Annotated in this window: 22 protein-coding genes; 18 read left to right on the top strand and 4 right to left on the bottom strand. The window is 68.4% G+C overall.

What is annotated here, in order from left to right; all coding sequences use genetic code 11:
* Positions 1–6 precede the first annotated feature (6 nt).
* The 10 genes from ACFWDI_RS35405 (at position 7) to ACFWDI_RS35360 (ending at position 8,887) form a co-directional block, all read left to right on the top strand.
* The gene (locus ACFWDI_RS35405; RefSeq protein WP_385310526.1) at positions 7–1,338 is read left to right on the top strand and encodes a sensor histidine kinase; all 1,332 of its coding nucleotides are present in this window, start codon (positions 7–9) and stop codon (positions 1,336–1,338) included.
* Positions 1,339–1,352: 14 nt separating this feature from the next.
* Positions 1,353–2,480, top strand: a complete 1,128-nt coding sequence (locus ACFWDI_RS35400) for a response regulator (RefSeq protein WP_385310479.1) — start codon at positions 1,353–1,355, stop codon at positions 2,478–2,480.
* Between the two features lie 233 nt (positions 2,481–2,713).
* A complete protein-coding gene (locus ACFWDI_RS35395) occupies positions 2,714–2,953 on the top strand; it encodes a hypothetical protein (protein ID WP_385310477.1) in 240 nt (79 codons plus the stop codon).
* A gap of 14 nt (positions 2,954–2,967) precedes the next feature.
* A complete protein-coding gene (locus ACFWDI_RS35390; protein ID WP_385310475.1) occupies positions 2,968–3,540 on the top strand; it encodes a pilus assembly protein TadG-related protein in 573 nt (190 codons plus the stop codon).
* A 30-nt stretch (positions 3,541–3,570) separates the two neighbouring features.
* Complete coding sequence (locus tag ACFWDI_RS35385) at positions 3,571–4,185, top strand: hypothetical protein (protein ID WP_385310473.1); 615 nt, start codon at positions 3,571–3,573, stop codon at positions 4,183–4,185.
* Positions 4,186–4,189: 4 nt separating this feature from the next.
* The gene (locus ACFWDI_RS35380) at positions 4,190–4,816 is read left to right on the top strand and encodes an OmpA family protein (RefSeq protein ID WP_385310472.1); all 627 of its coding nucleotides are present in this window, start codon (positions 4,190–4,192) and stop codon (positions 4,814–4,816) included.
* A gap of 234 nt (positions 4,817–5,050) precedes the next feature.
* Positions 5,051–6,574 (top strand): polymorphic toxin-type HINT domain-containing protein, encoded by a 1,524-nt coding sequence (locus ACFWDI_RS35375; protein ID WP_385310470.1) that lies wholly within the window; start codon positions 5,051–5,053, stop codon positions 6,572–6,574.
* The gene (locus ACFWDI_RS35370; protein WP_385310468.1) at positions 6,571–6,924 is read left to right on the top strand and encodes a DUF6086 family protein; all 354 of its coding nucleotides are present in this window, start codon (positions 6,571–6,573) and stop codon (positions 6,922–6,924) included. Before ACFWDI_RS35375 ends, ACFWDI_RS35370 begins: the two co-directional genes overlap by 4 nt.
* Before the next feature lie 85 nt (positions 6,925–7,009).
* Entirely contained in the window at positions 7,010–8,035 is a 1,026-nt protein-coding gene (locus ACFWDI_RS35365) for a phosphotransferase family protein (RefSeq protein ID WP_385310525.1), read from the top strand.
* Positions 8,036–8,143: 108 nt separating this feature from the next.
* Positions 8,144–8,887 carry a hypothetical protein gene (locus tag ACFWDI_RS35360; RefSeq protein WP_385310466.1) on the top strand — a complete coding sequence of 248 codons (744 nt, stop codon included), beginning with the start codon at positions 8,144–8,146 and terminating at the stop codon, positions 8,885–8,887.
* Positions 8,888–8,941: 54 nt separating this feature from the next.
* On the opposite strand, the gene ACFWDI_RS35355 is transcribed toward ACFWDI_RS35360, so the two are convergent.
* Complete coding sequence (locus tag ACFWDI_RS35355; protein ID WP_385310464.1) at positions 8,942–9,232, bottom strand: DUF192 domain-containing protein; 291 nt, start codon at positions 9,230–9,232, stop codon at positions 8,942–8,944.
* Between the two features lie 200 nt (positions 9,233–9,432).
* Here ACFWDI_RS35355 and ACFWDI_RS35350 point away from each other — a divergent pair, with 200 nt between their 5' ends.
* The 3 genes from ACFWDI_RS35350 (at position 9,433) to ACFWDI_RS35340 (ending at position 12,421) form a co-directional block, all read left to right on the top strand.
* A complete protein-coding gene (locus ACFWDI_RS35350; RefSeq protein ID WP_385310462.1) occupies positions 9,433–10,221 on the top strand; it encodes a prepilin peptidase in 789 nt (262 codons plus the stop codon).
* Between the two features lie 68 nt (positions 10,222–10,289).
* A complete protein-coding gene (locus tag ACFWDI_RS35345; RefSeq protein ID WP_385310460.1) occupies positions 10,290–10,694 on the top strand; it encodes a cupin domain-containing protein in 405 nt (134 codons plus the stop codon).
* A gap of 173 nt (positions 10,695–10,867) precedes the next feature.
* Positions 10,868–12,421: a DUF2079 domain-containing protein gene (locus ACFWDI_RS35340; protein WP_385310458.1), complete on the top strand. Its 1,554-nt coding sequence runs from the start codon at positions 10,868–10,870 to the stop codon at positions 12,419–12,421.
* On the opposite strand, the gene ACFWDI_RS35335 is transcribed toward ACFWDI_RS35340, so the two are convergent.
* Both ACFWDI_RS35335 and mgrA read right to left on the bottom strand, forming a co-directional pair.
* Entirely contained in the window at positions 12,399–13,550 is a 1,152-nt protein-coding gene (locus ACFWDI_RS35335) for a winged helix DNA-binding domain-containing protein (RefSeq protein WP_385310456.1), read from the bottom strand. The two genes, ACFWDI_RS35340 and ACFWDI_RS35335, sit on opposite strands and share 23 nt — an antisense overlap.
* 455 nt (positions 13,551–14,005) lie before the next feature.
* Positions 14,006–15,043, bottom strand: coding sequence for an L-glyceraldehyde 3-phosphate reductase (mgrA, locus tag ACFWDI_RS35330; protein ID WP_385310455.1), 1,038 nt, complete (start codon positions 15,041–15,043; stop codon positions 14,006–14,008).
* A gap of 105 nt (positions 15,044–15,148) precedes the next feature.
* On the opposite strand from mgrA, the gene ACFWDI_RS35325 reads away from it, so the two are divergent.
* The 5 genes from ACFWDI_RS35325 to ACFWDI_RS35305 all read left to right on the top strand — a co-directional run bounded on the left by ACFWDI_RS35325 (position 15,149) and on the right by ACFWDI_RS35305 (position 20,776).
* On the top strand, positions 15,149–15,910 hold the full coding sequence (locus tag ACFWDI_RS35325) for an isoprenyl transferase (RefSeq protein ID WP_327325793.1): 762 nt from the start codon (positions 15,149–15,151) through the stop codon (positions 15,908–15,910).
* A 332-nt stretch (positions 15,911–16,242) separates the two neighbouring features.
* Positions 16,243–17,565, top strand: a complete 1,323-nt coding sequence (locus ACFWDI_RS35320; protein ID WP_385310523.1) for a PhoH family protein — start codon at positions 16,243–16,245, stop codon at positions 17,563–17,565.
* A 391-nt stretch (positions 17,566–17,956) separates the two neighbouring features.
* On the top strand, positions 17,957–18,649 hold the full coding sequence (locus ACFWDI_RS35315; RefSeq protein WP_385310452.1) for a transglycosylase SLT domain-containing protein: 693 nt from the start codon (positions 17,957–17,959) through the stop codon (positions 18,647–18,649).
* Between the two features lie 118 nt (positions 18,650–18,767).
* A complete protein-coding gene (locus tag ACFWDI_RS35310) occupies positions 18,768–20,114 on the top strand; it encodes an AI-2E family transporter (RefSeq protein ID WP_385310450.1) in 1,347 nt (448 codons plus the stop codon).
* A 326-nt stretch (positions 20,115–20,440) separates the two neighbouring features.
* Positions 20,441–20,776 carry a hypothetical protein gene (locus ACFWDI_RS35305; RefSeq protein WP_385310448.1) on the top strand — a complete coding sequence of 112 codons (336 nt, stop codon included), beginning with the start codon at positions 20,441–20,443 and terminating at the stop codon, positions 20,774–20,776.
* 19 nt (positions 20,777–20,795) lie between these two features.
* On the opposite strand, the gene ACFWDI_RS35300 is transcribed toward ACFWDI_RS35305, so the two are convergent.
* Positions 20,796–20,890, bottom strand: a 95-nt coding sequence (locus ACFWDI_RS35300) for a transposase (RefSeq protein WP_383760144.1), incomplete at its 5' end; no start/stop codon positions are given.

Raw genomic sequence — 20,890 nt, 5'->3', positions numbered from 1 at the left:
GACGGCATGCTCGGCGTGGCAACCGGCGACGGCGCCCCGGCCGAACCCGCGCTCAAGATTCAGCTGAGCGCGCTGCAGGCCATGTGCCGGCAGGTCTTCGGATTCCGGCTGGCGATGATCGCGCTGGCCACCCCGTTCGCCATCATGGGTACGGCATCGGGCTGGCCGACCCTCCTGGTCGGCATCGCGATCCTGGTCACCTTCATGGGGTCGTACGTCCTCTTCCGCGACTGGGAGCGCTTCGGCCCGCTGCTGCTGCGGCACCCGTGGCTGCTCGGCATCGACGCCTTCTTCGGCGCGCTGCTGCTGATCACCGCGACCCCGGCCAGCCCGCTGAGCTACGTCACCATCTGCACGCCGCTGCTGGCGGGACTTGTCTACGGCTGGCGAGGCGCCGGTGTCTTCGCCGCACTGACCATCCTGATCATCTTCGCCGCCTATGGAGCCAACACCGAGCTCAGGGTCTCGATCGCCGGCTCCACGCTGCTGCCGGGCCTGTGCGCCGTGCTGGGCGCGGTCGGAGTCAGCCTGCGCCAGCTGATGCTCCGCTTCGGCTCGGCGACCCAGGCGCTCAGCGACGTACGCTCACGGCTCGCGGTGACCGAGGCCGTCGAAGGTGAACGTGCCCGACTGGCGCGGGAGATGCACGACTCTGTCGCCAAGACCCTGCACGGCGTCGCGATGGCCGCCGACGGCCTGGCGTCCTCCGCCGACCGGATGGACCCGCTCACCGTCAAGCACCAGGCCGGCATGGTCGCCAGATCCGCCCGCCGTGCCGCCGCCGAGTCCCGTGAGCTGCTCTCCGACCTGCGCCGTCAGACCGACCTCGGCGCCACCGGGGTGGATGTCGTCGCCGAGCTCAGCGCCCGTACCGATGATTTCGCCCGGAAGACCGGACTGCGGGCCACCTGGCGCACCCTCGGTGACGCCCCCGTCCCCGATGTCCCGCACGCCGTCGCCCGCCACCTGCTGACCATCGCGTCCGAAGCGATGGAGAACGCCCATCGCCATGCCCGACCCACCTGCCTCGACGTGTCCGTGGGCGTCGTGGACGGAGCCTTACGGATCAGTGTCTACGACGACGGGCGCGGTCTGCCGCCGGGTACGTCGCTCGAAGACCTCAGAAAGGCGGGTCACTTCGGACTCGTCGGCATGGTCGAGCGCGCGGCCGGAATCGGCGCCCGCATCCGCATCGGACGTGGACGGGCGACCAGAGGAACCGAAGTCCGCCTCGAGATCCCCGTCAATGCCCTACTGCCCAGCGGCCTGCCGGCCGCCGTACACCCATCGCCCACGAGCTGGCCGGTCCCGGCCGACAACAGTCCCCACACACTCTGAAAGGAGGCCGCACCATGCCGGACGATTCGTCGTACACATCCGGACAGCAGACGCCGAGGTCGCACGTGTCCCAGCACACGTCGTCGCACAGCACACCCATCCGCTCCGAGCACACTCCTGCCCAAGTGCCACTTCCCCCGCCGGCCGCGGCATCCGGAGGGTTCCCCGCCCTCCCCACTCCGGCGGCACCGGCACCGTTGCGGGTCGTCGTCGCCGATGACAACCCCGTAGTACGGGCCGGGCTCCAAGTACTGCTCTCCGGCCGCGAGGACATCGCGGTCGTCGCCGAGGCCGCCGACGGACGGCAGGCCTATGAGATGGCCCAGCAACACCGCCCGGACGTGGTTCTGCTCGATGTGCGGATGCCCGGCGTCGACGGGATCTCCGCGCTGCCTCACCTGGTGCGTATCGCGCCGGTGATGATGCTGACGTACAGCCGTGAGAGCGAGATCGTGCAGGAGGCGCTGCGCCTGGGGGCCGGGGGCTACCTGGTCCACGGGGAGTTCAGCGCGGACCAACTCGTCGACGCCGTACGGGACATAAGGCAGGGCAGGGCCTACTTCACGGCCACTGCCGCCAACGCCCTGCTGGCCCATATGCGGGGCGAACCCGCGCCGGCGGAGCCGCATCCGTTACCGGAAGGGCTGGGGCAGGCGTTCACCGCCGGTGCTCCGTATGCAGGGGGTCAGGGCGCTCCGCAGACAGGCGATGGTGCGACTGCACACACTGAGACGCCGCGAGTGGATCCGTACTGGAGTCCCAACTCCGGCCACCAGCCCGGCTCCTATGTATCAAACTCATTGCAGTCGCTGCATGACTCTTCGCGTATGCAATCGAATGTGGGAGAGTCTTCGGAAGCGCGGCATGCAACGGGCCACGACTCGCCTCAACAGGCGGGATCCAGGCCGAAGTTCGGGCTGAGCTCGAGGGAGGCGGAGGTGATGGACCTGATCGCGTCGGGCATGACCAATCAGCAGATCGCTGCCACCTGCTTCATCAGCGAGAAGACGGTCAAGAACCACATCAACCGCATCTTCGCCAAGCTGCACAGCGCCAGCCGCAGCGAAGCCATCGCGGTATGGCTCGGCACCGCACGGGGATACGGCGGCGGTGCGCCGAGGGGGGCGGTCGGCCATGGCTGACAGGGCCACGATGCGCGATTCGGGCCTTCGGACCCACCCTCCGAACGGCCGGGCCCAGTCTTTCCTTTGGGCCTTGGATTGGGCCCTGGGACCCTCTGTCGGAGCCATCGGTCCGGCGTACGTTTCTCGTGTCGAAAGCGGCACCGGCCAGGAGGAAGCCGGTAACGCGGAAGGCGCTCAGGAGACATACGAACCGGCCGGTGTGCGGCCGGCCGGACCCGGAGGGGAACACCATGTCGAAGGACCTCGCGCTCAAGGCCGCCGTTGCGACTCAGCTTCGTGTGAGCGGCTGGAGGAACACGGCGATCGAGCGCATGAGCCGCAGGGCCGACAAGGGTCAGACCTCGGTCGAGTACATCGGCATGCTGGTGGCGGTCATCGCGATCATCGCGATCATCGTGACGATGAAGCAGGACATCGGCCAGGCGATCGGCAACAAGATCAAGGACGTGATCGGCACCTCCGGCAAGTAGGACCATTCGCTGGAGTGCTCACCCGGCATCGCGAGGCAGGGCAGGCTTTCCCCATCTACATCACGGTGGTGGCGGGCCTGCTCTTCCTCGCGTTCGCGTATTTCGTGGTCGGCGAGTACGCCGATCAGCGAAATGGCGCCCAGGGTGCTGCCGACGCCGCCGCGCTGGCCGCAGCCCAGGACGCACGGGATCAGATCGTGGACGAGCTGCTCGGACCGAAGCTGCCGGAGAACTGGGTGGAGCTCATCCTCGGCAGGGGATTCGAAACCGGCGCCGCATGCGACATCGCCGACGACTACGCGCAGAAGAACGACTCGGACAGTAACGGCTGCAATCCCTATTACGGGCAGTACTGGGGGTTCACCGTCGGAGTCAAAACGAAGAAAACCATCGGCGATTCGGTGATCCCGGGCACGGCGGACAAGAAGGGCGAAGCAAAGGCCAGGGCCGTCGTTGTGCCCGAATGCTCGTTGAGTGGCGCGAAGCTCGACTGCGACGGCATGGCTTCGTTGATCGACCCGGACGACCTCGGTAGCGTGCCGGACCTGGCTGATCTCTTCACCGTTCGTCTGATCGACGCGAACTGACCGAGTGACAACTAGCAGAGGAATGCAGTGATGAGCATGCGGCAGATCTCACAGGCGCGCAGGGCGGCGGCGGCCGTCACCGCGGCGGTGGCGCTCACTTTCGCGCTGGCCGCATGTGGCAGCGACGGTGACAAACCCGACCAGGCATCCAAGGCCGGCCAGTCGTCGACTCCGGACAACGGGGGCGCGGCCGATCAAGGGGGCAAGGGAAACCCGGGCAGTGCGAATCCACAGCCGGACAAGGTCCTCACCACGCTCAAGGGCCAGAACGGGATGGAGCTGGACATCACCGCTGCGGTCCGCGACTCCGGCGGGTTTGTGACGGTCCAGGGGAACATGCGGAACACCGCAGATGCAGATTTCAACCACACCTCCGACTGGTCCGGGTCCGAGCTCGAGATCAAGCAAGCGGTCGGCGGCGGCTCAGTGGCCGGTGCCACGCTGGTGGACGCCAAGGAGAAGAAGCGCTACTACGTCCTGCGCGACACCGAGAACCGGCCACTGGTCACCACGCTCGCAAGCGTCAAGGCTAAGTCGTCGACTCCCGTGTTCATGCAGTTCCCGGCCCCGCCGGAGACCGTTAATCAAGTGACGTTCTCGCTGCCTACCTTCCAGGCCGTGACGCTCCGGCTCGGAAGCGAGTGAGGGTATGCCAGTCCTTTCAGCTTTCGTGCGTGGCAGGGCCGTGTTCATCGGCTCCATCGCCCTCGCTCTGACTGTCGTTGCCGTCCCGTCGGCAGGCGCCGACGACGGACCGCGCCCCAAGGCCACCTCTGTGTACAAGGGGAAGATCGACGTCAGCGACCCCGACCTCAAGATGGTCGACGGAGCGACGCTCGCTCCGGGCAAGGTTCTGGAGATCAAACAGGTCGTCGGTGACGAGGCGGGCGACCAGCAGCGTGAGGATTCGAATTCCGAGGTCAAGTTCAGCCTGCAGGCCGAAGTCCTCTTCGGCAAGGACAGCGCCGAACTGAGCAGCGATGCCAACTCCCGTATCAAGGCGATCGCCGAGGAGATCAAGAAACAGAACGCCACGAAGGTCCGGGTGTTCGGCTTCACGGACGATCTGGGGTCGGCGGCACACGGAGATGTGCTCTCCAAGCAGCGCGCCGACGCGGTGCACGGGGTTCTCTCCAAGGAACTTGCCGCTGTAGGCATCACCTATGAGATCCGGGGATACGGCGAGCAGTTCCCGATCGCGGAGAACACCTCCGAGGAGAACCGCAGGAAAAACCGGCGCGTGGAGGTCTCCTTCCCGCGCGGCACGGCTTCGTAGTTTCCTTGTTCTGGATCACTTCGCTGATGTGAGCGCGCAGTGGGCCCCGTCGCAGTCTCCTTTGCGGCGGGGCCCACTGCTTGTGCCCGCGCAAGGTGAGCCCGACTTTGGGTCCTGGGGCCCACGACTGCACACGCACCCGGCCCTAGCGTCGTGTGCATGTCGCGTATGGGGGTTGTGCGTCAGCTTCGCCGGCGGGTGCGTAGGTTATTGCCGCGCACGGATGCCCGGGCATTGGGGCTGCGGAAGTCGCAGTCGGGGCAGACCGCGGTGGAGTACATCGGTCTGGTCGTAGTGGTGATCGCGATCATCGGCGCGCTGGTGGCGACCGGTGGTGTGCCCGAGGTGGGCAAGGCCCTCGGGAACAAGATCTGCCAGGCGGTCGGCGGTAGTTGTGGTGTCGACGGCGGGGGAGACCCCCAGGCACAGGGCGACCAGGACGATCCCGACCCGGGGGATCCCGGAGATGGTCGGCCCGCTTCCGACGACGACGGCGACGGTCAGAAGACACAGACCCAGCTCGACTACGACAAGGCGCTGAAAGAGCTCCAGGACGCCCAGACCGCGGAGAAGTCCGACCAGGACAAGGCGATCGAGGCCGCGAAGGAGCTCGCGAAGATCCTCGCCGAGGAACTCGGCATCACCGACGCCCTCGACTGCATCACCAAGGGCGACATGGGCGCCTGTACCGAGACGCTCATCAATGTGCTCCTCAGCCTTATCGGCGGTGCGGTCGGGAAACTCGCCGCGAAGTACGGCGCGCCATGGAAATGGAAGAAGGCCGTCGAGCTCGTCAGGAAGCTCAAGAAGCACGGCGGTGACCTGTACGACGGGCTGAAGGGGCTCATCAAGAACCGCAAACGCGTAAGCGACGCCGAGAAGAAGCTCGCCGACGCGAAGAAGAAGCTCGACGTGGAGAAGAAGAAACCCAAGGACGGCGAGAAGAAGCCGGACGACAAGCCGAGGACGTGCCCACGGCACAGCTTCCCGCCCGGTACGCCGGTGCTGCTCGCCGATGGGCGTCGCATGCCCATCGAGAAGGTACGGATCGGCGACCGGGTCGAGGCCACCGACCCGTACACCGGGAAGACCGCGACGCGCCTCGTGACGAACACCATCACCACCTACGACGACAAGGACTTCACCCGGCTCACGGTGCGTACGAAGTCCGGTACCGCCGTGGTCGAGGCGACCGACACCCACCCCTTCTGGCTGACCGGGCAGCGGCGCTGGGCGGACGCCGGCGACATCAGGGCCGGAGACGGGCTGCGCGCGCTGGACGGCACGGACCTGAAGGTGCTCACCGCTCGTCGCTACACCCAGCGCCGGACGACCCATGACCTGACCGTCGCTCAGACACACACCTATTACGTGCTCGCCGGGCGGACCCCCGTTCTGGTGCACAACGAGGACCCGACCGGCTGCGGTCCGCTCGACGGTGAGCGTGAGTACGACGTGTACGATCCGAAGACCAAGAACAGGATTACCGATATCGACCACATCGATGGTGGAGTCCTGTGGGAAGAAAAGAGCGCACTCTTCGGTGACGAGTCGTGGCTCACCAAGCAGGTGGACGGAAAGCTTGCGAAGTATCTGGAAGCCCGTAAGCATATGGAGGGCTACGAGCAGGCCCCCGTTGGATTCAGGTTCACGAATCCCAAGGTCGACCCTCGATTCCGTGCCGCACTCGAGCAGCGCATTCAGAAGCTCAGGGACGAGAATCCCGGGCTGGACATCAGGCTGGAGTTCACCGGATGAGCTACTACTTCGAAATCTCCGGTGAAACCGTCTGGGATCCGGCCCTGCGCATCGCGAAGTGGTACCTCGCCCTCGCCGAGAGCACGGCGGAGCTGATGCAGGTGCCGACCGGTCTCACGCCGTCCGAGCAGGACACGTGCGAGATCGACCCAAGGGCGTTCCAGGGCTTCGTCGAGGGCCTGTACGAGGTCTACTTCTCGACCCGTCACCCGGTTCAACACGGCCTGATCAAGGGCCTGTTGCTTGCCTCGCTGGTGGTGCTGGAGCGCACGGGCACCGTCATCCGGCCGAAGACCGAGGCGGAGAAGTCGCTGTGGGAGGAGAAGCAGGCGCTGGCGCGGTCGATGTAAGAGGCTCACAGGTCTGAAACAGTTGCCGGAGCCGTCCCGTGGGGGGAAGGGCTGACCGTCCTCCGGAAGGGAGTTGAGGGTGAGAATGCCGTTCGGGAAACGACTGCGGGCCGAGTTGGGTGCGCCGCGCAGGGCCCGGCTGCTCGACAGCAGCCCGCGTTCCGCCGTCTGGCAGGTCGAGCTGGGCGACGGTACGCCTGCCGTCGTGAAGCATCTGGTGGCCGGCGCGGAGGCCGATGAGCGGTACGGGCGGGAGGTGGCCGCGCTGCGGCTTGCCGCGCGGGTCCGGCCGGCCGTTGTGCCGCGGGTGCTCGGCGTGGACGCCGACGAGCGGGTGGTCGTCCTGGAGTACGTGGAGAACGGGCCGGCGCGCCAGGGGTGGGAGGTCGAGTACGCGGCTGGGCTCGCCCGCCTGCATGCGGCGGCGAGCGGGAGCGAGGGCGGGGAGGGGCTGCCGGCTTGGGTCGGGCCCGATGCGGGTGATGTCGGCTCGTTTCTCGGCTTCGCACAGGCGCTCGGTGCCGGGGTTCCGGACGGTGTCGAGGACGAACTTCACCAACTGCTGCCAAGACTGGGCACGTTGAACGGGCCGCGTGCGCTGCTGCACGGAGATCCGTGCCCCGGCAATGATCTGCACACGCCGGACGGCATACGTTTCATCGACTTCGAGCAGGCCTGCCTCGGCAATGGCCTCATGGAACTCGCGTATCTCCGCATCGGCTTCCCCACCTGCTGGTGCGTGACCGCCGCTCCCGAACCGCTGCTGGCCGAAGCCGAGGCGGCGTACCGCACCGCCTGGCGGGCGGCGACCGGTGCGGAAGTCGAGGGCGAGCTCGTCGATGCCTGCGCGGGGTGGCTGATCCGGGGCGACGCACTGGTCCAGCGCGCGCACCGCGGGACTGTCGACCAGTTGGCCCGGGTTATGGACGAGGACTGGGAGTGGGGGACGGTGAGCGCGCGGGAGCGGTTGCTGCACCGGCTCGGGGTCGTGGCGCGGATGGCCGACGGGAGCGAATCCCTGGGCGGGCTCGGTCGGCTCAGCGCCGAGGTGCGGCGGCGCATGCTCGAACGCTGGCCTGCGCTGAAAGCGGCGCCGGAACGGCGCCCGTAGAGGCGGCAGTAGAGGTGGCCGATTGGGTCCGTGGGCCCATGCGAGGGCGTGAACACCGCTGTTAGCGTGCGTCAACGGCACCATTCACACCGGCGGGACGGGACACGGATGAGGCGGCAGCGCACGGCAGCGGCGGCAGCGGTCCTCGCCCTTGCGGCGGGGCTTACGGCGGCCTGCGACGAAAAGAGCGGGAACAGCGGAGACAACGCCGCCCACGCCTCGAAACCGTCGCCGACGCAGAAGACCACTGCCTCCGCGACGCCCCCTCCCGAAGCTCCCCGCGCTCCCCAAAAGGATCTCTCCAAAGCCGACTTGGAGAAGGCGGTACTCGCCAAGGGTGATGTGTCCGGCTTCAACGTCGGGCCGATGGACCCTCCGCCGCTCCAGGGTGAGACCGCTGACAAGACCGAGTGCATCCCGATCACTGCCGTCATCAACGGCAAGCCGGAGCCCGTCGCCCAGGCCTCCGTGTACCGGCAGCTCACCGGCGCCAAGGACGGCCGGCCCGCCGTCTCCGAATTCCTCACCGCCCATGGGGCGCAGGGTGCGGCGACGGTGCTCAGTCGGCTGCGGACCGCCGTCGAGGCGTGCGAGGGCGGCTTCAAGGCGAGCGGCGGCGAGGGGCCGTCGACGTACAAGAGCGTAAAGACGCTGCCTGTCGCCAAGGTCGGGGACGACGCGTTCGCCTACCAGGTGACGGGCGACTTCGAGGGCGACTCCGTACCGCTGGTCTTTCAGGTCGTACGCTCCGGCGGCACGCTGGCCACCTTCTACACCGCGAACCTCGAGGGGCCGCAGACCCCGACGATTCCGCCGACTCTCCTCGCCGCTCAGATCGCCAAGCTCAAGTAGCGGCCAACGCGCCCGACGCGGCCGTAGCAGCCACAGGGCACGGAACGGTCGGCTTCAGGGCTCAATCGTCAGCTGTACGCCCCGGCGCACGCCCCAGCCCGCCATGGCTCCTGCCTCCGACTCCAGCACATGGCGTGCGCCGAACCGCGGCTTGCCGAGCCTGCCCGGCTTCATCGTGTGGACGTCCACGACCCTCAACTCCATGTCCAGATACGCCACATCGATCGTGAAGCGCATCCTGAAGGTGTGCACGCTGTTGCACGGGGTCAGCAGGATCGCGCCCTCGATACCGTCCCGCCCCAGCAGACCGCGCCGCCGCGTCCCGTACGAGGCCGCGATCTCCACCGGTATCACCGGTATCACCGGTATCACGGGACTCGCCGAAACCGGCGGCATCACCGGCTCCGCCGCCGCACCGCCCCGCTCGGCGATCCTCAACGACCCAGTGCCATTCCGCCATTGACGCCTTCGGCCCATGGCCCTAGACCGTAGCGCCCGGCGCCCGGCCATGAACCCCGGATCACCAGGAGTGGGCCCCAGGGCCCATGACCCGACGCGCCGAGCCCCTTACGCTCGCTGCCGTGTACGCCACGCTGATCGCCGTCGCCGCCTTCTGGGGTGCCGCCGCCGGGCTGCTCGTCCCGCGCGCCGCATACCGGCTCTCCGTCGAGCCGGAGGAGGCGTGGCGCGACACCTGCCCCGCCGGGCACTCCTTCGCCGGGCCCGCGCAGGGCTGGCTCGGTGGTGCGCGGTGCGCGCCCTGCGCCGCCGCGGTGGCCACGACCCAACGCCACCTGCAAGCCCCTCTTGTCCCTCTCGTCACCGCTCTCTCCTGCGCCGCCCTCGCCGCCGCCACCGGCCTCCGCCCCGAACTGGCCGTCTGGCTGCTGCTCGCGCCCTTCGCCGTACTTCTCGCCCAAGTCGACCGCAACGTCCACCGCCTGCCCGACCAGCTGACCCTCCCGCTCGCCGCCGCGGCCGCCGTGCTTCTCGGGCTCGCCGCATTGCTCCCCGCCGACGCCGGCTCCTGGCCGACCGCGCTGCTCGGCGGACTCGTCCTCGGCGCCGCCTACTTCGTGCTCTTCCTGATCCACCCGAACGGCATGGGTTTCGGCGACGTCAAACTCGCCCTCTCGCTCGGCGTCGCCCTCGGCTGGTACGGCTGGACGGTCCTCTTCACCGGAGCCTTCGCCGGCTTTCTGCTGGGTTCGCTGTACGGGGTCGGACTGATGGTCCTCCGGCGCGCGAACCGTAAGACCGCGATCCCGTTCGGGCCGTTCATGATCGTGGGCGCGCTGGCCGGGCTGCTGCTCGGCGGCCTCGCGGCGGGCTGAGAGGACCCAAGGCCGCGGAGCGACATACGTACAAGACACGACCCGTCCCGCCCGCAAGAATCGTTCGCATGGATTCCATTGACGCGAAGCCGGTCAACCTCACCGAAGCCCTCGCCACGTTCGACGATGTCTACAGCCCCCGCATCGTGGCCCGGATGAACGACTACGACGTACGGATCGCCCACACCGCCGGAGAGCACATCTGGCACGTCCATGAGGACACCGACGAGTTCTTCCTCGTCCTGGACGGCCGTTTCGACATCGCGCTGCGCGCCGCCGACGGGACCGAGTCCACCGTCGAGCTCCACAAGGGCGACACCTTCGTCGTACCGAAGGGCATCGAGCACAAGCCCTCGTCGCCCGGCGGCTCGATCCTCATGTTCGAGCCTTCCGGTACGAAGTCGACGGGTGACCGGCACGACGGCGAGATCCCCGACCACGTCGACAGCACCACCGGGCACGCCTTGTCATGACAGCGCGTACGTTCGACGAGCTCGTCGCCGACGCGGAAGCCGTCTCCGCCGACGGCTGGGACTTCTCCTGAGCGGATGCGGTCGGAGGGGCCCTTCATCGCCACGACGACGCGCTCGCTCATCGAGGCGGTCAAGCCGTACGGCGTCAGGATGCCCATCTAGCATCGGGACGCATGCGGACATTCTCTGACAATGCGGTGATTCGGCGAGGCGTACTGCGGTCCCTCATCCCCGCTCCGGCGCCAAAACCCCGATCGCGCCCCACTGCCCGTTTCCCCGCCGCCCTCCTCCCCTGGAGCTGGGCGGCGGTGCTCTTTCTGCTCTACGCCACCGTCGCCGTACGCCGTCATATGCTGCTCCGCACCACCGGCTACGACCTCGGCATCTTCGAGCAGGCCGTACGCGCCTACTCCCAACTGCGGCCGCCGATCGTCCCCCTGCGCGGCGACCACTTCAATCTGCTCGGCGACCATTTCCATCCCGCGCTCGCCGTGCTCGCCCCGCTCTACCGCCTCTGGCCGTCGGCCCTCTGTCTGCTCCTCGCCCAGTCGGCGCTGCTCGCCCTCGCTGTCGTACCGCCGGCCCGCTGGGCGCTGCGGGAGCTCGGGCGCCGCTCGGCGCATGCCGTCGCCGTCGGCTACGGGCTGAGCTGGGGCATCGCCTCGGCCGCCGCCTTCGACTTCCATGAGGTCGTCCTCGCCGTACCGCTGCTCTCCTTCGCCCTGGAGGCCCTCGGCCGCCGCCGCTGGGGTCCCGCCGTCGCCTGGGCTGCTCCGCTCGTCCTGATCAAGGAGGACCTGGGCTTCACGCTCGCCACTCTCGGCTGTTATGTCGCCTGGAAGGGCCCGCGCCGTCTCGGCGTCGTCACCGCCGCGGCCGGTTTGCTCGCCTCGGCCGTCGAGATCAAGTTCCTGCTGCCCGCCTTCAATCCGGCGGGCAGCTATGCGCACGGCGGCAACCTCACCGAGGGCGCCCACAGCTCGCTGCTGTCCACCATCGCCTTCGCCCCGCTCGACGCGCTGCGCCCGGACATCAAGGCCATGACGGTGATCCTGGTCTTCGCCCCGTCCGCGCTGCTTGCGCTGCGCTCACCACTCGCGATCCTCGCGGTGCCCACCCTGACCTGGCGGATGCTGTCGCGGATCGGCTTCCACTGGGGCACGTCCTTCCACTACAGCGCCGTCCTGATGCCCATCGTCTTCGTCGGTCTGATCGACACACTGCGGCAGTGGCGCGGCGCGGACCATCCGCTCGCCGCCCGCCATGTCCGCGCCTCGCTGATCACTGTGCTTGCCGTGACCCTGGTCATGCTGCCGTCGTTCCCGCTCGCCCAGCTGGCCCAGCGGGCCACGTGGCGCTCGACACCCCATATCGAGGCGGCCCGCTCGCTGCTCGCAAGGATCCCGGACGGGGCGACCGTCGCCGCCTCCAACCGCCTTGTTCCGCAGCTCACTTCACGCTGCGAGGTCGTTCTCTTCCCGACGTTCCCGGTCGACGCGCGGCTGTACGAGTACGACAGGACGCGGCTGCCCCGCCCCACCGCCGAGTGGATCATCCATGACAGCAGGGCGCCGGAGGCCTGGCCGTACCCTTCGGGGCACTGGCCCTACCCGCTCGAGCAGCAGGCGGCCGAACTCGACGCCGCGCAGCACAAGTACGGCTATGAGCGCATCGCCCAGCGCGACGGCGTCACTCTGCTACGACTCAGGCGTGCGGCCCGACCGTGACCTTCCCGACCGTCAACTCCGCCTGTCCTTCCAGCACTTCACCGACCCGCTCCACCTGCTGCTCCAGCTCGCGGTGCCGGGCGGTGCCCAGTGCGTCGCCGATCGCTTCCACCGTGACCGCGATCCGACGCCCGGACCGCCGCTGGTGCCACACCCCGGCGACAATCCCGTCGACGAGCACCACCGGGAAGTTCCCGGCCTGCCCGCCCGCCAGCGCCCGCTCGTACGCCGGGCCGGGGAAGAGCAGCTCGCGCGGTTGCGAGGCGATGGCGTACGCGTCGAAGTACGGCAGCAGCCGCACACCCCGCGGCGGCTCTTCCGGGAACTCGGTGTCGCCGGCCGCCACCCACGCCCGGCCGCCCTCGAACGCCACCTCCTCGATCCTCCCCTCGCCCGCCGACGCGGCGAACACCTCTGCGGCCCAGCCCTTGGGCGCGGCCAGCCACTTGGCGAAGTGCGCCGGGGTGGCGGGCCCGTACGCGTACAGATAGCGGTGTATGAGCTCCGCCGACGCGGCGGGACCGTCCATCGGCGTGACGCCGGGGCTGGTGTAGGTGGCCTTGCGTCCGCGGTTGGGCGCGAAACGGAGCGCACCACGGTGCGCGGCCGTGTGCATCGCCTGCCGCCAGCGTGGCCACTTGCCCTGGAAGGCTTCCATCACCGGGTCCGCGGCCCAGGACCCGGTGCGCTCGACGATCGCCTCGGTCAGCTCGTCGATCGTCAGCTCCGCGCCGGTGAGAGCGTCGCCGACGGCAGCGACGACCTGCTCGGTCTGCTCCGCCGTCATCCGTACGGCGGCGGGCATCGGGCTCGCGCCGGCCGGGATCGCGGACAGTGCGCCGGTCCACAGCGGCAGATCGGCCGCCGTCAGCAGATGGATGGTGCCGCGTGGCCCGTATGTCTTCACCAGGCTGCTGTCCGTCCAGAGCGCCTGGCGCACGTCGGTGCGCGTCGCACCGCCCTCCAGGCGCAGCGCGACGGACAGTTCGGCGGCGGACAGCACCTGCGCGTGCGCGCCGAGCATCGCGGCGGCGATCTCGGCGGGGGAGGCCTTGGCCGGGGCGGTCAGCCCCTGTCGTGCGAGCCGGCGGGCGTTGGCCTGGGTCCATGTCACACGTCGCGTCGTCATACGGATGACTCTAGGGTTTATATAGGACAGTTTCTGTCCGCATTCGGCCAATCTCTGAAACGGTCCTGAGGCAGTCCCTGGGTCAGTCCCTGGCCAGTCGTCAGCTCCCCCACAGTGACGAACTCCCATGGGGGCCGATTCTCGCCAATATGTCGAGGGAGCCCGCAGCCTGACGGGCCCTTGGGCCGACGCGCCGTCAATGTCACGCCTGTGACCGGGGGTCCCTCGTGGGAGGGACGGCCCCCGAGTGTGCGCGTCGGTCCGGAACCAGCCACTTTCCCGGCCCGCGCGACGGCCTCCCCGCCGTACGCCGGATTCGGAGCGTAGTTACGGCATGGCGTGGCGCTCGGCAGACTTACGAAGGGTTATGGTGGAAACCCCCCCTCGGGCCGGTCCGTATCCCCCCCCACGGACCGGCCCGTTTTATTTCTCCGGCTGTTTCTCCGGGGGGCGGCTCAGTTCCGCCCGGCCCAGATGTTGGTGCCCTCGGTGTCCACCGCGAAGGTGTCGATCTCCTTCAACTCCTCGTCGCTCAGGGCCGGTCCGGCCAGCGTCGAGACGTTCTCCTCGAGCTGCTTCACACTGGAGGCGCCGATCAGGGCGGAGGTCATCCGCTCGTCCCGCAGCACCCAGGCGATCGCCAGCTGGGCGAGGGACTGACCCCGCCTGACAGCGATGTCGTTCAGCCCGTTCAGCCGCCGTACGACCTCGTCGGAGAGCAGATTCGGGTCCAGGGACTTGCCCTGCGTGGCCCGCGAGCCCTCCGGGATGCCCTTGAGGTATTTGCCGGTGAGCAGTCCCTGTGCGAGCGGCACGAAGGAGATGCAGCCCATGCCGGCGCTCTCCAGCGTGTCGAGCAGTCCGTCGGCCTCGATCCAGCGGTTGATCATCGAGTACGAGGGCTGGTGGATGAGAGCCGGTACACCCATCTCCTTCAGCAGCTGGGCCGCCTCCGCGGTCTGCTCCGCGTTGTACGACGACACACCCGCGTACAGGGCCTTGCCCTGCTGCACGGCGGAGGCCAGCGCACCCATCGTCTCCTCGAGCGGGGTGCCCGGGTCGAAGCGGTGGGAGTAGAAGATGTCGACGTAGTCCAGACCCATCCGGTTCAGGGACGCGTCGAGCGAGGACAGCAGGTACTTCCGCGAACCCCACTCGCCGTAGGGCCCGGGGTGCATCAGATAGCCCGCCTTGGTCGAAATGACCATTTCATCACGATATGGGGCGAAATCCTCCGCAAAGATCTTGCCGAAGTTGAGCTCGGCCGACCCGGGCGGCGGCCCGTAGTTGTTCGCCAGGTCGAAGTGCGTCACACCCAGGTCGAAGGCGCGCCGCAGGATCGCGCGCTGTGAGTCGAGGGTGCGGTCGTCGCCGAAGTTGTGCCAGAGGCCGAGGGAGAGCGCGGGAAGCTTCAGCCCGGAGCGGCCGGTACGCCGGTACTCCATCGACTCGTAGCGGTCCGCGGCTGCTCGGTAGGAGGGGGAATCAGTCACGCATCCCTCCTTATCACGGACTTGTGACAGGCCGGGTTGGGCCGCTGTGGCCAGCGCGCAGTAGTGTGGCGCCCTCGGGGACTGCCGCATGGAGGGGTTGGAAAAGTGAACCTGCGCGACCTGGTGTACGGGCTCTACGCGCGCCGGGTGGAAGGCCGCCTCGACCACGCCCAGGTGCCCAAGCACATCGGAGTCATCCTCGACGGCAACCGTCGCTGGGCCAAGGCTTCCGGTGGCACGGCCGAGCAGGGGCACAAGGCAGGCGCCAGCAAGATCCAGGAGCTGCTGGGCTGGTGTGCCGAGACCGATGTCGAGGTCGTCACCCTCTGGCTGCTGTCCACGGACAACCTGGACCGCCCCGAGAACGAGCTGATCCCGCTCCTCGGCATCATCGAGAACGCGGTCCGCGACCTCGCGGCGGACGGCCGCTGGCGCGTGCACCACGTCGGCACGCTGGATCTGCTGCCCGCCCGTACCCAGTCCGTACTGAAGGAAGCCGAGCAGTCCACGGTCGGCATCGACGGGATACTCGTGAACGTCGCCGTGGGTTACGGCGGCCGCCAGGAGATCGCCGACGCCGTCCGCTCCCTCCTTCTGGAACACGCCGACAAGGGCACGAGTTTCGAGGAGCTCGCCGAGATCGTCGATGTCGAGCACATCTCGGAGCACCTCTACACACGCGGCCAGCCCGACCCCGACCTGGTCATCCGTACCAGCGGCGAGCAGCGGCTGTCCGGATTCATGCTCTGGCAGAGTGCCCATTCGGAGTACTACTTCTGTGAAGTCTTCTGGCCGGCCTTCCGCAAGGTCGACTTCCTGCGTGCGCTGCGCGACTACGCCGCGCGCCACCGCCGCTACGGCAGCTGAGGCCCCCGCGGGTCCCCTGTAGCGCGGATCACCCTCTGTTCATCCACGCGTCGTCATATGCCATGGCATGGCTGCGCATGTTCGAGGGAATACCCCTTCCAGGTCGACGTCCGATCCACGAACGTCGTATCTCAGTGAGCGGCCGAGACCGCTCGCCCGGGAGGCCCTTTGCACACGAAGGACCGCACTCCTCGTGCGGACACCGCGGAGGGCCGGAGTTCGGCCCGCGCATCGTGGCCGAGTCCGGCCCGTCCCCTGCCTTCGGCGGGGGAGACCCCATGGCCCGCGACGCCGTCGCACTGCCGACCTCATTCGAGGGGGTACGTCCTTCCGTGGTGAACAGCACAAAGCGCCGCATGCCCGACAGGCGCACCTATGTTCTCGACACCAGCGTCCTGCTGGCCGATCCGAACGCCCTGACCCGCTTCGACGAGCACGAAGTCGTGCTCCCGATCGTGGTGATCACGGAGCTGGAGGCAAAGAGGCACCATCCGGAGCTCGGTTACTTCGCCCGCCAGGCGCTGCGCCTTCTGGACGATTTCCGTATCCGGTACGGCCGCCTCGACGCCCCCATCCCGATGGGCGACCTCGGCGGCACGCTCCGTGTCGAGCTCAACCACTCCGATCCCGGCGTCCTTCCGGCCGGCTTCCGATTGGGGGACAACGACTCACGGATTCTGGCGGTAGCGCGCAATCTGCAGGCCGAGGGGTACGACGTCACGGTCGTATCCAAGGATCTGCCTCTCCGTATCAAGGCCTCGTCCGTCGGTTTGCTGGCGGAGGAGTACCGGGCGGAGCTGGCCATCACCGACTCCGGCTGGACCGGAATGGCCGAACTGCCCCTTTCCGCCGAACAGGTGGATCTGCTGTACAGCGAGGAGACGCTGTACGTCGCCGAAGCGGCGGAACTGCCCGTCCACACCGGCCTCGTTCTGCAGTCCGAGCGCGGCAAGGCGCTGGGCCGGATCTCGGCCGAGGGCAATGTGAAGCTGGTGCGCGGCGACCGGGAGGCCTTCGGTATCCACGGCCGCAGTGCCGAGCAGCGCATCGCTCTCGATCTGCTTCTCGACCCGGACGTCGGCATCGTCTCGCTGGGCGGCCGGGCCGGCACCGGCAAGTCGGCGCTCGCGCTCTGCGCGGGCCTCGAGGCGGTCCTGGAGCGCCGGCAGCACCAGAAGGTGATGGTCTTCAGGCCGCTGTACGCGGTCGGCGGGCAGGAGCTCGGCTATCTGCCGGGCACTGAGGCCGAGAAGATGAGCCCCTGGGCCCAGGCGGTCTTCGACACGCTCTCGGCCGTGGCGGGCCGTGAAGTGATCGAGGAGGTGCTCGGACGCGGCATGCTCGAGGTCCTGCCGCTCACCCATATCCGAGGTCGCTCGCTGCACGACGCGTTCGTCATCGTCGACGAGGCCCAGTCCCTGGAGCGGAACGTCCTGTTGACCGTTCTGTCCCGTATCGGGGCTAATTCCCGGGTCGTTCTGACTCATGACGTGGCACAGCGGGACAATCTGCGCGTCGGCCGGTACGACGGAGTCGTTGCCGTGGTCGAGAAGTTGAAGGGGCATCCGCTCTTCGCGCATGTCACCCTCACTCGCTCCGAGCGTTCGCAGATCGCCGCGCTCGTGACCGAAATGCTGGAGGAAGGCCAGATCTAATACGGAATAAGGCAGTTGGCGCCGCCCGGCAGAGCGCAAGAGCGTAGCCGGGCGGCGCCGTGCTGTCCGCCGGTTTCCGTAAAACACCTGGCGCAAACGGGGTGTGAGCTTTCACACGTAACGAAGAATTGCCTTGCGGCGTCGGCTTCCGGCAGAGTCTTGCTTCCGTCAGGCCCCGCATACGGCACATCCGCACCTCCAGAGGTGCACAGCACCACACAACTCAAGACTTGCCGTCGTATGCCGCCCGCGAGCATCATGCGGCACTCCCGTCAAGGGGGTTGCCCACCGGGCCCGCGCCTCCCGTGACCCAAGCAGTAGGGAGGCCAGCGTCAGGGGCACGATTGCGCTCGCGAGGTCACCCATGCGGGCGTTGCTGGAAGGAAACCGTGTGAGCCGGATCTCGGTCCGGGGGTTCGCAGTGGCATCAGCTACTGCGGTCACCACCGTTGGCGCCGTCGTGGGCGTTGCCTCGGGCAACACCCTGCCCTCGAACGACAACCTTGAGGCGTCCGCCGCCGACACGACGCTCCTCGCAGACATCCCCATGGGCCAGCAGGCTCAGGTTCAGGTCTCGTCCCTGACGCAGCAGGCCGACGCGCAGGCCGCTGCCGCAGACGCGGCCGCGAAGAAGTCCGCCGAGGAAGCGGCCCGTATCTCCGCTGCCAAGACTGCCGAGGCGAAGAAGGAAGCCGCCGAGGAGAAGGCCGAGCGCGATCGCGAGGCCAAGGAAGCACGCGCCAACCGTGACTCGGTGCGGGACGCTTCCACCTTCTCCGCGAAGAGCTCCTACTCCGTCGCCGAGGTCCAGGCGATCGCACGGCAGATGATCCCTGCCGACCAGTTCCAGTGCTTCAGCAACATCGTGGACCACGAGTCCAGCTGGAACTACCAGGCGCAGAACGCCTCCTCCGGTGCCTACGGTCTCGTCCAGGCGCTGCCGGGCTCCAAGATGTCGTCTGCCGGTGCCGACTGGCAGACCAACCCGGCGACCCAGATCAAGTGGGGCCTGAACTACATGAACAGCCGCTACGACAGCCCCTGTGGCGCGTGGTCGTTCTGGCAGGCCAACAGCTGGTACTAGGATCTGCCGGCGCTCAACTTTTCGGAGCCCCCCACCGTCCTACGGTGGGGGGCTCCGTGCGTGTACGGTCGGTCGGAAAGGGCTCCCGGGGGGAGTGGTGGGGGGAAGAGGGAAGATCATGTCGAGACTGCCAGGATGGCTCGCCGGCCTGGGCGCCGGGCTGACCCGGATAAGCGAGCGCCTGGACGAGCAACGCAGCGAGGACGCGGACGACGATGTGCCGGTCGTCCTTGGGCCCACTCCGGACAGCGTCCCGCCGCCGCCCGCCTACGCCCCCGCCGTCGCGGCCAGGCCCGACCCGGTCGCCGCGATTCCCTGGGGCATGCGTGTCGCGGCCGAGGCCGGCTGGCGGCTGCTCGTACTGGCAGGCACGCTCTGGGTGTTGATGCGCATCATCAGCGCCGTACAGCTGGTGGTCCTCGCCTTCGTGGCCGCGCTGCTCGTCACCGCGATGCTCCAGCCCACCGTGGCCCGGCTGAAGAAGCTGGGCCTGCCGCGCGGGCTCGCCACCGCAGTCACCGCGATCGCGGGCTTCATCATCATGGGCCTGGTCGGCTGGTTCGTGGTCTGGCAGGTGATGGACAACCTCGACAACCTCTCCGACCGGGTCAGGGACGGAATCGAGGAACTCAAGCGCTGGCTGCTCGACAGCCCGTTCCATGTCACCGAGCAGCAGATCAGCGACGTCGCCAAGAACCTCAGCGACACCATCGGCACCAACACCCAGGAGATCACCTCCGCGGGCCTGCAGGGTGTGACGGTGATGGTCGAGATACTGACCGGCATCCTGCTGGCGATGTTCTCGACGCTTTTCCTGCTGTACGACGGCAAGCGCATCTGGCACTGGGTGCTCAAACTGGTCCCGGCGCAGGCGCGCGAGGGAGTCGCCGGAGCAGGGCCGCGCGCCTGGCGCACGTTGACCGCGTATGTGCGCGGCACGGTGATCGTGGCGCTGATCGACGCGATCTTCATCGGCCTCGGCATCTACTTCCTCGATGTCCCGATGGCCGTACCGCTGGCCGTCTTCATCTTCCTGTTCGCCTTCATCCCGCTCGTCGGCGCGGTCGTCTCCGGCGCGCTCGCGGTGGTCGTCGCACTGGTCACCCAGGGCGTGTTCACCGCGCTGATGGTGCTGATCGTCGTCCTCGCCGTACAGCAGCTCGAGGGCCATGTGCTGCAGCCCTTCATCCTGGGCCGCGCCGTCCGTGTGCACCCGCTCGCCGTCGTCCTCGCGGTCGCGGCCGGTGGACTGACCGCCGGGATCGGCGGCGCCGTGGTGGCGGTCCCGCTGGTGGCGGTGACCAACACGGTGGTCGGCTATCTGCGCGCGTACGGCAGGGAGCAGGCTCGGCGGGACTCACCGCCCCCGCCGCACGGCGCTGCGGCGGTCGAGTCCGCGCCGACGCCGGCCCCCGGGCTGACCCCGGCGCCGGCGTCCGCCGGGGCCGGAGAGGCACAGGTGTGATATCCGAGCCGGAACTGGTGGGGGAGGACGAGCCGTTCGGCGAGGCCGAGCCTGCCGGGCTGTTTGCGGCTCGGTTCCCCTCCGGGGCGCCTTGAGCGTCTGCCGACGGTCGATCGTGCTCGACCGCTCGTTCCTCGCGGCCTCCGCGCGTTCTCCCTTTCGGCACCCGCGCGCCCCTTCGGCTGCGGACGGGTGAGGCGGACGCGTCCGGGGCCGGGACGGTCGCGGCCGGCGACGGTGTATCCGCCCGTCGGCCACGCCCGGCCTGGGTGTGGGCGGTCGGAGGTGTACTGGCCGCGTCCGCAGTGTGGGCGGGCGGCCTGTACGTGTGCGAGAGGCAGGACCCGGACGTCGGCGGGTACCGGGCGAGCCGCGACCTCTGCGCCGAAACCGGGCTGAAGTCGCTGTCCACCGTGCCCGGCAAGGTGCAGTCCCGGATGCAGGCGGCGCGCGAGCACACGACCCTCGACCTGGCGTCCTGCCGGGCCACTGTGGAGTCGCCCACGGCGTCGCCGAAGGACGGGGGCCTCGAGGACTCGCCTCCGAGCGTCTACTTCACCTACACGCTGCACAAGAGGACCGACCCGGGGCCGGAGTTCAAGGCGGCTACCGGGATTAATCGCAGTGCACCGGGCTTCAGCCCGGTGGTGAAGCGATTCTGAACGGTGCTCTGACGGCGGGCTAGAGCGGACGGTTCTGCTGCTCGATGTACTGACGGACGATCGACAGCGGAGCCCCGCCCACCGACCCGGCGAAGTACGAGCCGGACCACAGGC

Source organism: Streptomyces sp. NPDC060064, from assembly GCF_042736455.1.
Lineage (GTDB): Bacteria > Actinomycetota > Actinomycetes > Streptomycetales > Streptomycetaceae > Streptomyces.
Note: the sequence above shows the minus strand (reverse complement) of the source record. Positions and strands in the feature narration are given on the sequence as shown.

Bases quoted from the DNA above. Each gene is read 5' to 3' on its own strand.
- ACFWDI_RS35405 (WP_385310526.1), top strand. From the start codon at position 7: ATGCTCGGCGTGGCAACCGGCGACGGCGCCCCGGCCGAACCCGCGCTC.
- ACFWDI_RS35400 (WP_385310479.1), top strand. From the start codon at position 1,353: ATGCCGGACGATTCGTCGTACACATCCGGACAGCAGACGCCGAGGTCG.
- ACFWDI_RS35395 (WP_385310477.1), top strand. From the start codon at position 2,714: ATGTCGAAGGACCTCGCGCTCAAGGCCGCCGTTGCGACTCAGCTTCGT.
- ACFWDI_RS35385 (WP_385310473.1), top strand. From the start codon at position 3,571: ATGAGCATGCGGCAGATCTCACAGGCGCGCAGGGCGGCGGCGGCCGTC.
- ACFWDI_RS35380 (WP_385310472.1), top strand. From the start codon at position 4,190: ATGCCAGTCCTTTCAGCTTTCGTGCGTGGCAGGGCCGTGTTCATCGGC.
- ACFWDI_RS35370 (WP_385310468.1), top strand. From the start codon at position 6,571: ATGAGCTACTACTTCGAAATCTCCGGTGAAACCGTCTGGGATCCGGCC.
- ACFWDI_RS35365 (WP_385310525.1), top strand. From the start codon at position 7,010: ATGCCGTTCGGGAAACGACTGCGGGCCGAGTTGGGTGCGCCGCGCAGG.
- ACFWDI_RS35360 (WP_385310466.1), top strand. From the start codon at position 8,144: ATGAGGCGGCAGCGCACGGCAGCGGCGGCAGCGGTCCTCGCCCTTGCG.
- ACFWDI_RS35350 (WP_385310462.1), top strand. From the start codon at position 9,433: ATGACCCGACGCGCCGAGCCCCTTACGCTCGCTGCCGTGTACGCCACG.
- ACFWDI_RS35345 (WP_385310460.1), top strand. From the start codon at position 10,290: ATGGATTCCATTGACGCGAAGCCGGTCAACCTCACCGAAGCCCTCGCC.
- ACFWDI_RS35340 (WP_385310458.1), top strand. From the start codon at position 10,868: ATGCGGACATTCTCTGACAATGCGGTGATTCGGCGAGGCGTACTGCGG.
- ACFWDI_RS35335 (WP_385310456.1), bottom strand. From the start codon at position 13,550: ATGACGACGCGACGTGTGACATGGACCCAGGCCAACGCCCGCCGGCTC.
- ACFWDI_RS35310 (WP_385310450.1), top strand. From the start codon at position 18,768: ATGTCGAGACTGCCAGGATGGCTCGCCGGCCTGGGCGCCGGGCTGACC.